The following is a 15410-nucleotide window of genomic DNA, read 5'->3' on the forward strand; positions in this document are numbered from 1 at the left end:
GCAAGCAAAGCAAAGGCTTGGGCATGCGCTCGATCGGCTCCGAAATCCGGTCTCGCGCCGGATCAGCAAGATGCGTCCGCCATCGCGCAGGAATCGGAAATACCGCAGCACGCGCGTGACCTAGTGATGGCTCACCGAACGGCAATGCCGCCGTATCGAAAATGGAGTCTGGTATGAAGCTGCTTATCTCTGCGCTTGCCGCAATGTCGATCGCAACGGCCTCCCCCGCGGTCGCGGCCGAGAGGGCCGTTTCCATCGTCCTTGTCCATGGCGCCTTCGTCGATGGCTCGGGCTGGAAGGACACCTACGACATCCTCTCGAAGGCGGGCTATGAGGTGCTGGTCGTCCAGCAGCCGACGATCTCGCTGCGAGACGACGTCGCGGAGACCGAACGCGTGATCGCCAAGGCGCGGCATCCGGTCATTCTCGTCGGGCATTCCTATGGTGGAATGGTCATCACCGAAGCGGGCGACAATCCGAAGGTTCGCAGCCTGGTCTATCTCGCGGCATATGCGCCCGATGTCGGGGAATCGGTCAGCACGCTGTCGGAAGCACCCGTGCCGCCCGGCGAGCACAAGGGTCCGCTGGTCACTGAGGGCAATTATCTCTTCGTCGAGCGCGATAAATTTCCGACCTCCTTCGCCGCCGGTGTCGACCCGGCCACGACCCGCTTCATGGCTGCGGCGCAATTGCCGTTTGGATTGCAGGCGGTGCAGACCAAGGTCGACCGCGTGGCCTGGAAGACGAAGCCGACCTATTACATGGTGACGATGGAGGATCACATTATCCCTCCGAGCTTACTGCGCACCATGGCCAAGCGATCGGGCGCGAAGGTGACGGAGATCAAAAGCAGCCACGCGGTGATGCTGTCGCATCCGCGTGAGGTCGCGGCCTTCATCAGAAGCGCGGATACGTCCGCGACCGAGTGAGACCGGCGGCGCCGCGCACGGACGGACTTGCCTGTCGCAGACAAGGACTCGCAACATGGCCCTCAAGGATATTCTGCCGGGAAGACTTGGCTTCGGCGCCGCGCCGCTCGGCAACATGTTCCGCGACATCCCGGAGCATGAAGCGCTCGCGACGGTGAATGCGGCCTGGGAGGACGGCATCCGCTATTTCGACACCGCGCCGTTCTACGGCGCGGGCCTCGCCGAGCTCCGCATGGGCGCTGCGCTGGCCGGCCGGCCGCGCAGCGACTATGTAGTCAGCACCAAGGTCGGACGCCTGATCCTGGACGAGATCGAGGATGTCGACGCCCGCGATCTCGGCGAGAAGGGCGGCGTCTTCCAATACGGGCGCCCGAACAGGATCGTGAACGACTATTCGGCCGACGCGACGTTGCGCTCGATCGAGGACAGCCTGAAGCGGCTGGGCACCGACCATGTCGATATCGCCTTCGTGCACGACGTCGCGCAGGACTTCTACGGCGACGAGTGGCTGGCGGTTTTCGAAAACGCGCGCAAGGGCGCGTTCAGGGCGCTTGACCGGTTGCGCGACGAGGGCGTGGTCAAGGCGTGGGGACTCGGCGTCAACCGGGTCGAGCCGATCGAACTGCTGCTTGCGCTGGAGGGGCCACGCCCGGACGGTTTTCTGCTCGCGGGCCGCTACACGCTTCTCGACCATGCCCGCGCACTTCAGCGGGTGATGCCGATGGTTGCGGAGCATGAACTCGCCATCGTTGCCGGCGGTCCCTACAGTTCGGGCGCACTCGTAGGCGGTCCGAATTTCGAGTATGCGCCGGCCCCTCCCGAGATCCTCGATAAGGTGGCGCGGATCAAGGCGATCGCCGACCGCTACGGCATCGGCATGAAGGGTGCGGGCCTGCAGTTCGCGCTCGCGAATCCAGTGGTTGCGGCCGTCATTCCGGGCGCGAGCCGTCCAAGCCGCATCGCCGAGGATCGCGCGGCTCTCGCCGAGTCCATACCCGGCGATTTCTGGCGCGAGCTCCGTGGGGCAGGTCTCGTCAACGCCGCAGCCCCTCTTCCCGGGGATCATTGAGGCAAATTCAACCGAAAACCAAGGAGACGGGAATGACAGATGCAGCTTCTCACGCCACCGAGATGGGCCGCCGCACGGTGCTGCGGACGGCCGGCGCCGTGATGGTCACGGGCCTGGTGGGCGGCACGCCGACCGATACGCTGGCGGCCGCGCAGGGCACGGACGCCATGTCATCAGCCGAGCGCAACGACGCGCCGCTTGGTACGCGGCTCCAGGGAGTCCAGCACTTCGGGCTGACGGTCCAGAACATGGAGCGGGCCTATCAATTCTATACGGAGGTGCTGGGCGGTACCGAAGTTTTCCGTCACGGCGACTTCAAGGGCGACGGGGTGCAGAACACGCTGTTGGCCGACCAGGAGATCGAGGCGAACGCACGCGAGGTCAATCCGCGGACGATCGGCGTTCCCGATCTTCGGAGTGGAGCGCAGAGGCTCGATGTCCGCTTCATCCAATTCGACAATATGGTGCTCGAGCTGCTGCAATATCGCGAGGCCGATCAGCCCATGGGTAGCGCAAGGAGCTTTGCTGAACCGGTCGAGCGTATGAGCCCCGCCTTTCCGCGCATGATGCACATCTGTTTCTATGTTCGCGATGACGTCGACTTCAACAAGTTCATCGCCGACCTTGAAGCCGAGTCCTCACGCCGCGGCATGACACAGGTGAGGGCTAATCGTACGGTCCGGGTCACGACCGAGGCGGAACGCAAGGCCGCTCCCCGCAGCGCCAACACGAACCGGGTGACCGAGGCGCCCTCGGATGGTTGGGAGCTGATCTATTGCAAAGGTCCCGAGGGCGAGCAGCTCGAGTTCGTCAAAGCGCTCGGCCCGGTCAAGAAGCGTTTCAGCGACGCCCTCGCCAAGCGGCAGCAGACAATTACACGCTGACCCGTGCATTGCGAAAGACAACCATCATGCAAATTGCTATCCGCAAATCGCTCGCCGCGATGCTGCTCCTCGTGTTGCCGTCGCTGACCGCGCCGGCGGCGCCGGCCCAGGAAGGGCCGCATGTCCGCTATCAGGAAATTCGCGAAGGCGCCTATTCGGTCGTGGCTCAGGTGCGGGCCAAGCCCGGCAAGGAAGATGCACTGCGTGCCGCCACCTTGCCGTTGATCGAGCTGGTTCGCGGCGACCCCAAGAATCTGGTCTATTTTTGTCAGGAGGACCGCGCCAAGCCCGGTCATTTCATCTTCTACGAGGTTTTCGCCAGCCAGGCCGATTTCGATGCACATAACGCGATGCCCTATGTTCAGGCATGGTTCGCCAAGCTTCCGGAGCTTGCCGACGGCGGCGTCGAGGTCATGCGGATGGCGATCCTTGGCAAGCCCAAAAATTGATCGAAGTTCCGCGACGCGCCTGCGGCAAAATGCTTGCCGCGATCGTGCGAATTCAGAAGGCATCTATTCAATAGTTTTGCAGCGCATGATAATTCCGGACGATCTCTTGGATCGATTGGCAATGATCAATGCGGGCTGCCACGGAGACACTGCGACGAGGCGCGCACCGACAGGAACTCTCATTCTCCTTCGGCCGATTTCAGCTAGTTCCCCGCCGCCGGTTGCTGCTTCTTGACGGGCGCCCGGTCAAGCTGGGGGGACGCGCGTTCGAGCTGTTGCACCTTTTGGTGCAGCGCTGCGGCGAGCTCGTCAGCAAGGATGAGTTGATGGAGGCCGCCTGGCCGGGCACATTCCTTCACGACAGCAATCTCAAGGTCAATATGTGGAGCTTGCGTCGTTCGCTGGGCGACACACAGATCGAGCCCGTCTACATCACGACTGTCCCACGACGGGGCTACAAGTTCATCGCCCGCGTGCAGGCTAGCCTCGCCGAGGTCGATGACGATCTTGCACCTGCCGACCCGGTTGCCGTGTCCAAGCCGCCATTGTTGCGCGGCATCGTTGGTCGCGAATCGGACATGGCAGACATCGCCGATTTGCTGGTCCAGAAGCGGCAGGTCACCCTTGCTGGCCCGGGCGGCGTCGGCAAGACGACGCTCGCTGTCGCGACGGCGCAGTCCTTTGCCCCCAAATGCCGCGATGGCACGTGCTTTGTCGACCTCACCACAATCTCCGATCCGACTTTTTTCGGCGCGGCGCTGGTGACTGCGCTTGGGATCAGGGGCAATCCGGACAATAGCCTGACGGCCGTCCTGGACTATCTGAGGCCGCGTCAGATGCTGCTCATTCTGGACAATTGTGAGCATGTGCTGGCTGCTGCCGTCATCTTCGCCGGCAGGTTCCTGGAGGACGCGTCGCAGTCCATATTGCTCGCGACAAGCCGCGAGCCGCTTGGCACGGCGGCCGAGCACGTCGTGCGGCTTGGCTCGCTCGCTTCGCCCAGAGCGGGCGAGGCCGCGACAGCCGAGCAGGCCTTCAGATTCCCAGCGGTGCAATTGTTCGCTCGCCGCGCGGCCGAATGGGCGGACTACCAGTTTCGCGATGCCGATTGCGAGACCATTGCCTCGATATGCCGTTCACTTGACGGCCTCCCGTTGGCTATCGAGCTGGCCGCGGCCCAAATCGGCGCATTCAGTCCCCGCGAATTGTTGGCGACAATCGACCGGAATTTGGGATTTCGCGCACCTGGCATCGAAGGCATGTTGCCCCGTCATGAAACGTTGATGGCGACGATCGACTGGAGTTTCAGGCTGCTGCCGCACAAGGAAGCCAAGCTGTTCGCCTTGCTGTCGGTGTTCAGCGATGCGTTCGAGGCCGAAGACGCCGCGTTCGTCGCGGAAGCCGCCGGACTGAATCCGGTCGACGTCGTGACCGGCCTCGGTAGTCTCGTCGCCAAGTCGCTTTTGAGTGCAGAGGCGCGAGGGGCGAGTCTTCGCTATCGGCTCCTCGACAGCACGCGGCGGTATGCAACCGAGCGGCGCCAGGTCGATCCTGCCTGCCGTCAGGCGCTGCGCCGTCACGCGCACCGCGTCGTCGCGCTGTTCGAACGATCTGAAGAAGAGTGGAACTGGCGCGAGCCGACCGATTGGACCCAGCGTTACCTTGGGTACATCGCCGATCTGAGGGCTGCTCTTTCATGGGCGTTTGGCGAGGAGGGGGACCCGGTCCTTGGGGTGAGGCTCACGGTTGCGGCCATCACGTTGTGGTCCGAAACCGCAATCCTGTCTGAAGCTCAAGCGCGGCTGGAGTTCGCGCTCGCCCTGGCCAAGACCATCGAATGTGACGATTTGCTGAAGGCAAAGCTCGCCTGCGCGCTGGGATGGAGCCTGTTCTACGCACGTAAAATGTCGAATGAAAACGAAATTGCGTGGCTCGACGCCATTGGCTTTGCGAGACAAGCCGGGGATCTCGAGTATCAGCAGCGCGCGTTGGTGGGTTTTGCCTTCTACTTGTTGCAGATTGGCCAAGTCCCGCGCGCCATAACCTATCTTGAGGAGGCCACCGCGCTGGCCGACCGCGAGCGCGACTTGACGGCAACGTCGGAAGCCGATCGCGCGCTGGCCTGGGCCCGGGCTTTTGCCGGCGAATTGGGCAAAAGTCGCCCTGTTCTCGATCGCCTCGCAGCAACCTATTCGCTGACCGCGGGACGCTCGCGCAAGGATGCGAACGAAGTTTATCGATTCATCACGGTCCGCTTCAACCTGCCCTTCGTTGCGTGGATGCAAGGGCAAGCCGATTATGCGGCCAGGCTGGCCCGCGACGCCGTCGACGCCGCGGATCGCAGTGGTCAGTGGGTGTCGCAGTCGAACGCGCTTGGGCTTGCCGCACTTCCTGTCTCGCTCGAAACCGGGAATTTGGACGCGCTCGAGAGCTTCACCGAGCGCCTGCGTCGCAATCTGGAACGGGAGCGGATATCGCGTTGGGTTCCGGTTGAACGCTATTTCTCGGCGTGCCTTCGCGACTTGCGTGGCGATAAGCAGGCGGTGGAGGATATTCGAGCGGCGATCGATGAACTGATCGAGTGCCGCTTTTTGATGCGCATCGGCAGCTATCTCGCGGTCCTTGCCCGCGCTCTTCTGCGACAGGGACGGATCAAGGAGGCGCGCGAGGCCATCACGGGGGCCATCGATCATCAGGAACGCCAGGGAGAGCGCTGGTGCCGCTCTGAACTTCAGCGCGTCGATGCCATGGTCCTCTTCCATGCAGGTGAGCCGCTACGTGCCGAAAGGCGCCTACAGCAGGCGCTTGCCGAAGCGCGCGCAATAGGAGCAACAACGTTCGAGTTGCGTGTCGCCACCGATCTCGCCAGGCAATGGATCGCTGCCGGCCGCAGGGACAAGGCCATCCGTTTGCTCGCCCCGATCCACCAGAAGTTCACTGAAGGTTTTGAAACGCAGGACCTTGTTGCCGCCTCGCGCCTGCTGCACTCAGCGCGAGGCACGGGGTAGATCAGGCCCCAATATGGCTTCAGCGCCGCGAAGTCCCAGACCTACGTCGTCGAATGACCGTCAGAACTGGATCTCCGGCGGAATGTCGTCCGGGCCGAGACCGACGGCCTCAAAACCCTTGAGGATCCATTCGCGGGTCTGGCCGAGCGCGCGGTTGTAGTCCGCCCAGGCGCTGAGGAAATCCTTGTAGCGGCGATCGCCTTCGGCACGGATGCCGAGATTGGTCGGCAGCGTGAGCAGCGGCCGGGGCACCGCCAACTCGCCGAGCGTCGGGTTCTTCTTCAAGGTCGCGACTGAAAGCACGGCGAGCGATATGTTGCAGTCCGCGCGTCCGGTGGATACGGCAAGGATCGCCTCGTTTCGCTCCTTGAAGCCGAGGATCGTCGCCTTCGGGCAATAACGCCGCGCGATGGTCTCATGCGTGGAGCCGATGTCGACGGCGATCTTGACCTCGGGCTTGTTGATCTCCGCCCAGGTCTGAGGCTTGGCAAAACCCTTCTTGGTGATGACGGTGAAGGAGTGCACCAGAATGGGTGAGGAGAAGTCGATGACCAGCGAGCGCTCGGGCGTCGGATTTACCGCAAAGGCAAGATCGATTTTCTCGGCCTGAAGGTCGAGGATCTGGTTGCCCCAGGTCGATTCCAGCGTCTCAACCTTGGCGCCGAGCTTGCCGGCAATGTCGTTCGCCATGTCGATGCAGGCGCCCGACCATTGATTTGTCGTGAGGTCCTTGTGGAAATAAGGGTCCTGGCCGGCGATGACGGCGATCCGCAGCAGGCCGCTTTTCTTGATGCGGTCGATCGTGGAGGTCGGCGCGGTGTCGGCCTTGGCCGAACCCGCGGCGGCCATCGCCGCGCCGGCGAGGGCGACGGTGGTGAGTGCGTCCCTGCGATTCATGGGCAGTTGCTCCCGAAGAGATTCAGCCCGGCTTCTGGACTATTCTTGTATTCAGGATAAAATGCAAGATAGTATTTCATCTCCCGAACATGAAAGAGAAGTCCGTGCGCGCGCTTTTCGTCGATGCCAACGACACACTTGCAGCCGTGACTGAAAAGCTGCTGCAGGGCGACAAGCTGCCGGTGGGCATCAACCGCAACCCGGCCATCACGTCCGACGACTTGCCACGCCTCATGGACGGCGTCGAGATCATGATTGTCGATCACACCGCAGTGCCGACGGCGGTTGCCGCGCAGTGTGGCGCCCTGAAGCATATCGTCTTTCTCGGTACCGGCGCGCGCAGCTACATGAATCCGGATCAGTTGGCCGAACGCGGCATCGCCGTTCACACCATCAAGGGCTATGGCGACACGGCGGTGGCCGAATGCGCGATCGCTCTGATGTGGGCCTCCGCCAAGAGTTTTGGAGAGATGGACCGCGGCATGCGCGAGGGCAACTGGCTGCGTCGCGATGCGCTCCAGCTCACTGGCAAGACGCTGGGGCTGATCGGCTTTGGTGGCATTGCCGCGGAAGCCGCGCGCATGGCGGCGGGCTGCGGCATGAAGGTGATCGCCTGGAACCGGACGCCGAAGACGCATCCGGGCGTCGAGTTCGTGTCACTGCAGAAGCTGCTGGCCGAGAGCCACGTCATCTCGCTGCATCTGCTGCTCAACGACGAGACCAAGGGCTTTCTGTCGCGCGAGCGTATCGCGCAGATGCGCCCCGGCAACATTTTGATCAACACGGCGCGCGGCGCCGTCGTCGACGAGGACGCGATGCTCGATGCGCTGCGCTCCGGTCACATCGCCCACGCCGGCCTTGACGTCTTCACCGTCGAGCCGCTGCCGGCAGGCCATCCGCTCACGAAACTGCCGAACGTGACGCTGTCGGCGCATTCGGCGTTCCGCACCCCGGAGGCGAGCGACAATCTCGTCGGCGCGGCGCTCGATCATTGCCGCCGTATCATCGCAAATGGACGGTAGTGCAAACAGCAGGGGCGGGCATGATGCCTGCGCAGGGTCCGAGAAGCCTTTCGATCTTGCGCGCTCGGTCCGCCTGTCCTACGCCACCTCGGAACAAAATCTGCGCGAAGCCGTGATGCGCATCGCCAAAGCCTGCAGGGAGCTGTCATGAGCATTCGCAACACTCGCACCGGGGGCCAGATCCTGATCGATCAGCTTGTCGCCCAAGGTGTCGACCGCGTCACCTGCGTGCCGGGCGAGAGCTATCTGGCGGCACTCGACGCGCTGCACGACAGCCCGATCGACGTCGTGATCTGCCGCGCCGAAGGCGGCGCCGCGATGATGGCGGAAGCCTATGGCAAGCTCACGGGACGCCCGGGCGTCTGCTTCGTCACCCGCGGCCCCGGCGCCACCAATGCCAGCCACGGTGTCCACATCGCAATGCAGGATTCGACGCCGATGATCCTGTTCGTCGGCCAGGTCGACACCGGCATGCTTGAGCGCGAGGCGTTCCAGGAGCTCGACTACAAGGCGGTATTTGGCACCATGGCGAAATGGGCCGTCGAGATCGATCGTCCCGACCGCATTCCGGAGCTGATCGCGCGCGCTTTCCGCGTCGCGATGCAGGGCCGCCCGGGTCCTGTGGTGATCTCGCTGCCGGAGAACATGCTGACCGAGACCGCGGCTGTTGCCGATGCGATGCGCATCGAGCCGGCGGTGAGCTGGCCCGCGCCTGCGGATATCGAGCGCGTCGGCGCGATGCTCGCGAGCGCCAAGGCGCCGCTCGTTATCCTCGGTGGCTCGCGCTGGACCGATGAAGCCACCAAGAGCATCGCGCGCTTCGCCGAACGATTCGACCTGCCGGTCGCGACCTCGTTCCGTCGCGCGTCGCTGATCGACGCCGATCATTCGCACTATGCTGGCGATCTCGGCATCGGGCCGAGCCCGGGCCTGAAGGCGCGCATCGATAATGCCGACGTCATTCTCCTGATCGGGGGCCGCATGTCGGAGATGCCATCCTCGTCCTACACGCTGTTCGATATTCCGACGCCGAAGCAGAAGCTGATCCACGTGCATCCCGGCTCGGAAGAGCTCGGCCGCGTCTATCAGCCCGAGCTCGCGATCCAGGCGACCCCCGCCGCTTTCGCCGCTGCCGTCGACACGCTGAAGCCCGCGGGCACCGTTGCGTGGAAGGGCGAGGCCGCCAAGGCGCACGCCGATTATCTCGCCTGGACCGACAAGGCGCGCGAGCTGCCGGGCCATTTCCAGTATGGCCAGGTCATGACCTGGTTGCGCGACCGCCTGCCGAAGGACGCGATCGTCTGCAACGGCGCCGGCAACTATGCCGGCTGGATCCATCGTCATCACCGCTTCCACAGCTTTGCCACCCAGCTCGCGCCGACCTCGGGCTCGATGGGCTACGGCGTGCCGGCGGCGGTGCTCGCCAAGCGGCAGTTTCCGGATCGCGTCGTCGTTGCCTTTGCCGGCGACGGCTGCTTCCTGATGAACGGCCAGGAATTCGCGACCGCCGTGCAGTATGACGCGCCGCTGGTCGTCATCGTCGTCGACAATTCGCAGTACGGCACGATCCGCATGCATCAGGAGCGCGACTATCCCGGCCGCGTGGTCGGTACTCAGCTGAAGAACCCCGACTTCGCGATGTACGCCAAGGCGTTCGGCGGTCATGGCGAGCGCGTCGAGCGCACCGAAGAGTTTGCGCCGGCGTTCGAGCGCGCGCTCGCTTCGGGCAAGCCGTCGATCCTCCACTGCATCATTGATCCGCGCGCGATCTCGGTCGGCAAGGATTTTGCGCCCGCAGTAAAGGCATAGCCGATGCCGGAGGGCCGCCACGTCGCCATCATCGGAGCCGGCGCGGTCGGCGTGATCAGCGCCATCGAGGCGCTGCGCGAGGGACATCGCGTCACGCTGATCGATGCGGGCGAGCCCGGTGGCGAACAGGCGGCGAGCTATGGCAATGCCGGCTGGCTCTCCTCGCATTCGGTGATCCCGCCGGCCGAGCCGGGCATCTGGAAGAAGGTGCCTGGCTATCTGATGGACCCGCTCGGGCCGCTCGCGATCCGCTGGTCTTATCTGCCGAAGGCGTTGCCCTGGCTGATCAAATACCTGCTCTCGGGCTGGACCGAGGCGCGGGTCGAGAAGACGGCGTTTGCGCTACGCGACCTCCTGAAGGACGCGCCGCTGCTGCACAGGAAGCTCGCGGAAGAAGCCGGCGTACCCGAACTGGTCGAGCGCAACGGCGTGATGCACGTCTTCCCGTCGCGCGGCAATTTTGACAACGATCTCGGCTGGCGCCTGCGCAAGAAGGTCGGCGTCCAATGGATGGAGTTGAACGCCGACGAAATGCGTCAGCGCGAACCGGAGCTGCATCCGCGCTACACCTTTGGTGTGGTGGTGGAGGAGGCCGGCCGCTGCCGTGATCCCGGCGCTTACGTTGCGGCGCTTGCCAATCACGCAGTTGCCAGCGGCGCGAAGCTCGTGCGCGCGAAGGCTACAGGCCTCAAGCTCGACGGTAACAAGCTCGTGGCCGTCGTCACCGAGACCGGCGAGATTCCTTGCGACGCTGCAGTCGTTGCCGCCGGTGCGCATTCGAAGCGGCTGACCGCATCGGTCGGCGATCCCCTGCCGCTCGAGACCGAGCGCGGCTATCACGTCATGATCGAGAACCCGGAATCGGGTCCGCGCAGTTCGATGATGGCGTCGGACGCCAAGATGGTTGTGAACTGGACCAACAAGGGCCTGCGTGCCGCCGGCACCGTCGAGATGGCCGGCCTCGAGGCCGCGCCGAACTGGAAGCGCGCCGAGATTTTGCGCAACAATCTCCTCAGCATGTTTCCAAAACTGCCGAAGGACATTCCGGCCTCGCGGGTCAAGACATGGTTCGGCCATCGGCCGAGCATGCCTGATGGCCTTCCCTGCATCGGCCATGCGCGCGCCTCGCGCGACATCGTCTACGCCTTCGGCCACGGCCATGTCGGCCTGGTCGGCTCGGCCCGCACCGGCCGTCTCGTCGCGCAGCTCCTGAGCGGCAAGCAGCCCGAAATTCCGCTCGCGCCGTTTTCGCCCAATCGCTTCCTCTGAGATCGCACCATGACTTATCCTGCCAACTCGCCTTCTCGAATTGCCCGCGGCGGCAAGGCCATCTATGGCGCGCCCCTCGGGATTTTGATGCTGGAAGCGCGCTTCCCCCGCATTCCCGGCGACATGGGCAACGGCACGACCTGGCCATTCCCGGTGCTCTATCGCGTGGTCAGCGGCGCTTCGCCGGAGAAGGTGGTGCTGAAGGGCGCCGCCGGCCTGCTGCCTGACTTCATCGACGCGGCCAAGGATCTGGTGCGGCTCGGCGCCGAAGCCATCACCACCAATTGCGGCTTCCTCTCGCTGTTCCAGAAGGAGATCGCGGCGGCCGTCGGCGTTCCCGTCGCGACCTCGTCGCTGATGCAGGTGCCGTGGGTGCAGGCGACCTTGCCGCCCGGCAAGCGCGTTGGCCTCGTCACGGTGTCGGGCTCGACCTTGACGCCGGCCCATCTCGAAGGCGCCGGCGTGCCGCTCGATACGCCGCTGGTCGGCACCGAGCACGGCAAGGAATTTTTCCGCGTCCTGATCAAGGCCGAAAAGGACGATATGGACGTGGCGCAAGCCGAGCGGGATGTGGTCGAGGCGGGCAAGCAGCTTGTCGCCAAAAACCCTGACGTCGGCGCCATCGTGCTCGAATGCACCAACATGCCTCCTTATGCGGCAGCGTTGCAGGCCGAAGTGGGATTGCCGGTTTACGACATCTATTCCATGATCACCTGGTTTCATGCTGGACTGCGCCCGCGCGCTTTCGCCTGAAGTCCGGCTGTCGCAAAGCTCTGAACAACAGCCGCTAAAGCGTCGTTTGCATTGCCATGGGCTACACAGCCCCGATATATTGGGCTGTGTTCGGGCATGAATGCAGTTGATGATGAGCAACGTGGAACTGGCCTCCGATAGTATCGTCGATCGCGTCTATGAACAGCTCAAGGCGATGGCCGTGAGCTATGAGTTCAAGCCGGGCGAGCGGCTCAACGAGGGTGAGCTGGCAAAACGCCTCGGCGTCAGCCGCACGCCGCTGCGCGAGGCGCTGAACCGTCTCAACACCGAGGGCTTCCTGCGCTTCACGCCGGGCAAGGGCTTCTTCTGTCGCGAGCTCGACGCGCAAGAGATCTTCGATCTCTACGAGCTGCGCAAGTCGATCGAGGTCGCCTCGGTCCGCCTCGCCATCAAGCGCGCCAAGGACGAGGGCATCGACGCGCTGTTGAAATTCCTCGAAGCCACCGGCCCCGATCCCGGCGGGCGTTCATCGGTCGAGCTGGTGGAGCTCGATGAGACGTTCCACGAGCGGCTGATGGCGATGTCGAACAATGCCGAGATGCTGCGCGTGCTGCGCAATGTCAACGCCCGCATCCGCTTCGTGCGCTGGATCGACATGGACAGCATCAACCGTTCCAATACCCAGGCCGAGCATCGTGCCGTCATCGAGGGATTGAAGGCGCGCGACGAGGAGACCTGCGTCTCCGTACTGGAAAAGCACATCGACCGTCGCCTCGATCGCATCACTTCGGCGATCAAGGAAGGCTACGCGCAGATCTATATGCCGGCCGCGGCGAGGTCCGCGGCGAATTGAGGTTCTCTTACCTCGCCCGCTTGCGGGGAGCGGTCGGATCGCATCGAAGATGCGATCCGGGTGAGGGGGACTCTCCACGGGTCCAACTGCCGGCGTCCTCGGGGAGACTCCCCCTCACCCCGACCCTCTCCCCGCAAGCGGGGCGAGGGAGTAGAGGCACCGCCGCTGCCGCCAACAGCTGCTATACAATCCCTCGATATCTGCTCACGCCAGACGGTCAGAGCTTTCGCGCGGGATCAACGCTAGCGTGTCTTCGAAATTCACGGAGACACACGGTGCACAGCCCTCAACCCAATTCCGAAACGCGTGCAAGCGACGACTGGCCGTCCGAGCTCCATCGCATCCTGAAAGCCGCTGACGTCAGGCAGATGTCCTATGTGCCGGACGCCGGCCATAGCCAGCTCATCCGCATGTTCTCGGCCGACCGCGACGTCACCACCAATGTGCTGACGACGGAAGAGGAGGGCATTGCTATTGCCGCGGGCGCCTGGCTCGGCGGGCAGCGCAGCGTGCTGCTGATGCAGTCGAGCGGGGTCGGCAATTGCATCAACATGCTGTCGCTGTCGGCGATCGGCCGCTTCCCGCTCTTGATGCTGGTGACGATGCGTGGCGAGTGGGCCGAGTTCAATCCGTGGCAGGTGCCGATGAGCCGGGCGACGCAACCGTCGCTGGAAGCGATCGGCCTGAAGGTGATGCGGGCGGAGACGGCGGAGGATCTGGTCGAGACCGTCGAATCCGCGGCGTCGCTCGCCTACGAGTCCGACCAGCAGATTGCGGTTCTGATCGGGCAGCGCCTGATCGGCAAGAAGAAGTGGTGATGCCCATGCAAGCTCAACTCGACCGTCGCGCTGTTGTCGCCGCCCTCCTGAAGGATCGCAAGGACACGCTGGTTGTCTCCGGCCTCGGCTCGCCCACCTACGATCTGCATTCGGTCGGCGACCACGACGGCAATTTCTATCTCTGGGGCGCCATGGGCGGCGCCGCGCTGATCGGCCTTGGCCTCGCACAGGCACAGCCAGGCAAGCGCGTCCTCGGCTTGACCGGCGACGGCGAGCAGTTGATGGGGCTCGGCGGCATCGCCACCATCGGCGTCGCGCGCCCGCGCAATCTCGACATCGTCGTGATCGACAACCAGCATTTTGGTGAGACCGGCATGCAGGCGAGCCACACCGGGCGCGGCGTCGATCTCACGGCGATCGCCGCGGCCTGCGGCTTTGCCGCGACCGGAACCGTGTGGACGCTTGAGGAGGTGCAACGCCTCGCGGCACAAATCGCCGAGCCGGCGGAAGGCCCGCGGCTCTTTGTCATCAAGGTTCTAGCGGAAAATCCGCCGCGCTCGCTGCCCTCGCGCGATGCCGTCTTTATCAAGAACCGGTTCCGTGCTCATCTCGGTTTTGCGGCGGCTTGAACCGGGGTCCTCTCCCGGATAGCTCGCGGCCTGAGCAGCTATCCTGGAGTGAGACTATGAAATTATCCGGCAAGGTCGCCGCCATCACCGGCGCAGCACGCGGCATCGGCAAGGCCTGCGCAAAGAGATTTTTGGACGACGGCGTCAAGGTCGTCATCTCGGATGTCGATGCCGAGGGCCTTGCTGCGACGGCAGCCGAGCTGGGGCGGCCGGATGCCTTACGCACCGTCGTCGGCAATGTCGCCAGGCGTGCCGACGTGGATCAACTCGTCACAACTGCCGTGAAGGAGTTTGGCCGGCTCGACATCATGGTCAACAATGCCGGCGTTGCCCGCAACCGCGACATCCTGGAGATTTCCGAAGAGGAATTCGACGAGATCATCGGCATCAATCTGAAGGGCGCGTTCTTCGGCGTGCAGGCCGCGGCGAAGCAGATGATTGCGCAAGGCGGTGGTGGGGTCATCATCAACATGTCCTCGGTGAACGCATTGCTGGCGATTCCGGCGCTTGCGACCTACGCGATGTCCAAGGGGGGCATGAAGCAGCTGACGTCGGTGGCTGCGGTTGCGCTCGCCCCGCACAACATCCGCGTCGTCGCGGTCGGGCCGGGCACGATCCTGACCGACATGGTGGCGTCGTCGATCTACACATCCGAGGATGCCCGCAAGACCGTGATGTCGCGCACGCCAGCCGGCCGTGGCGGTGAGCCGAGTGAGGTGGCCTCCGTTGTTGCATTCCTCGCCAGTGACGATGCGTCCTACATCACCGGACAGACGATCTATCCGGATGGTGGCCGGTTGATCCTGAATTACACGGTGCCTGTGAAGGAGAAGTAGAGAGCGGTCGTCGCGCATAACCACCGCTGTCATGCCCCGCGAAGACGGGGCATCCAGTACTCCGCGGCCTTTCCGTATCACTCTGGCTGCGCGGCGTACTGGATCGCCCGGTCAAGTGTTCAGACCGGGGACATAGCTGACGGTTGTTCGGACACATCACTGACAGTTTGACCGCGGGTCAAGTCGATTGAGCCGACCTGCCAGCTGGCAAAGAAGACACCGTAACGGCCGTCGCGGTCGAGCGGCCTGACGGCCAGCTGCTC

Annotated in this window: 14 protein-coding genes and 1 pseudogene; 13 read left to right on the plus strand and 2 right to left on the minus strand. The window is 63.9% G+C overall.

Annotation, left to right across the window (positions count from 1 at the left end):
- Positions 1-173: 173 nt before the first annotated feature.
- From B5V03_RS37800 to B5V03_RS37820, 5 genes are all read left to right on the plus strand, one after another.
- Positions 174-929: an alpha/beta fold hydrolase gene (locus B5V03_RS37800; protein ID WP_129275480.1), complete on the plus strand. Its 756-nt coding sequence runs from the start codon at positions 174-176 to the stop codon at positions 927-929.
- Positions 930-984: 55 nt separating this feature from the next.
- Positions 985-1998: an aldo/keto reductase gene (locus tag B5V03_RS37805; protein ID WP_129275481.1), complete on the plus strand. Its 1014-nt coding sequence runs from the start codon at positions 985-987 to the stop codon at positions 1996-1998.
- Between the two features lie 32 nt (positions 1999-2030).
- Positions 2031-2882 (plus strand): VOC family protein, encoded by an 852-nt coding sequence (locus tag B5V03_RS37810; RefSeq protein ID WP_129275482.1) that lies wholly within the window; start codon positions 2031-2033, stop codon positions 2880-2882.
- A 26-nt stretch (positions 2883-2908) separates the two neighbouring features.
- On the plus strand, positions 2909-3331 hold the full coding sequence (locus B5V03_RS37815) for a putative quinol monooxygenase (protein WP_129275483.1): 423 nt from the start codon (positions 2909-2911) through the stop codon (positions 3329-3331).
- Between the two features lie 221 nt (positions 3332-3552).
- On the plus strand, positions 3553-6339 hold the full coding sequence (locus B5V03_RS37820) for an ATP-binding protein (RefSeq protein WP_245502462.1): 2787 nt from the start codon (positions 3553-3555) through the stop codon (positions 6337-6339).
- A gap of 60 nt (positions 6340-6399) precedes the next feature.
- On the opposite strand, the gene B5V03_RS37825 is transcribed toward B5V03_RS37820, so the two are convergent.
- The gene (locus B5V03_RS37825; RefSeq protein WP_129275485.1) at positions 6400-7236 is read right to left on the minus strand and encodes a transporter substrate-binding domain-containing protein; all 837 of its coding nucleotides are present in this window, start codon (positions 7234-7236) and stop codon (positions 6400-6402) included.
- Positions 7237-7340: 104 nt separating this feature from the next.
- Here B5V03_RS37825 and B5V03_RS37830 point away from each other — a divergent pair, with 104 nt between their 5' ends.
- From B5V03_RS37830 to B5V03_RS37865, 8 genes are all read left to right on the plus strand, one after another.
- On the plus strand, positions 7341-8258 hold the full coding sequence (locus B5V03_RS37830) for an NAD(P)-dependent oxidoreductase (protein ID WP_129275486.1): 918 nt from the start codon (positions 7341-7343) through the stop codon (positions 8256-8258).
- 147 nt (positions 8259-8405) lie between these two features.
- Positions 8406-10067 (plus strand): thiamine pyrophosphate-binding protein, encoded by a 1662-nt coding sequence (locus B5V03_RS37835; protein ID WP_129275487.1) that lies wholly within the window; start codon positions 8406-8408, stop codon positions 10065-10067.
- Positions 10068-10070: 3 nt separating this feature from the next.
- Positions 10071-11336 (plus strand): NAD(P)/FAD-dependent oxidoreductase, encoded by a 1266-nt coding sequence (locus tag B5V03_RS37840; RefSeq protein WP_129275488.1) that lies wholly within the window; start codon positions 10071-10073, stop codon positions 11334-11336.
- Between the two features lie 9 nt (positions 11337-11345).
- The gene (locus tag B5V03_RS37845) at positions 11346-12089 is read left to right on the plus strand and encodes an aspartate/glutamate racemase family protein (protein WP_129275489.1); all 744 of its coding nucleotides are present in this window, start codon (positions 11346-11348) and stop codon (positions 12087-12089) included.
- Positions 12090-12201: 112 nt separating this feature from the next.
- On the plus strand, positions 12202-12903 hold the full coding sequence (locus B5V03_RS37850; RefSeq protein WP_245502463.1) for a GntR family transcriptional regulator: 702 nt from the start codon (positions 12202-12204) through the stop codon (positions 12901-12903).
- Between the two features lie 275 nt (positions 12904-13178).
- Entirely contained in the window at positions 13179-13721 is a 543-nt protein-coding gene (locus tag B5V03_RS37855; RefSeq protein ID WP_129275491.1) for a thiamine pyrophosphate-binding protein, read from the plus strand.
- On the plus strand, positions 13721-14311 hold the full coding sequence (locus B5V03_RS37860; RefSeq protein ID WP_129275492.1) for a thiamine pyrophosphate-dependent enzyme: 591 nt from the start codon (positions 13721-13723) through the stop codon (positions 14309-14311). Before B5V03_RS37855 ends, B5V03_RS37860 begins: the two co-directional genes overlap by 1 nt.
- A gap of 56 nt (positions 14312-14367) precedes the next feature.
- Positions 14368-15147, plus strand: a complete 780-nt coding sequence (locus B5V03_RS37865; RefSeq protein ID WP_129275493.1) for an SDR family NAD(P)-dependent oxidoreductase — start codon at positions 14368-14370, stop codon at positions 15145-15147.
- Between the two features lie 119 nt (positions 15148-15266).
- On the opposite strand, the pseudogene B5V03_RS42635 reads toward B5V03_RS37865, so the two are convergent.
- Positions 15267-15410, minus strand: a pseudogene (locus B5V03_RS42635) (IS481 family transposase); the annotation flags it as partial.

This window comes from Bradyrhizobium betae (assembly GCF_004123905.1).
Lineage (GTDB): Bacteria > Pseudomonadota > Alphaproteobacteria > Rhizobiales > Xanthobacteraceae > Bradyrhizobium > Bradyrhizobium betae_A.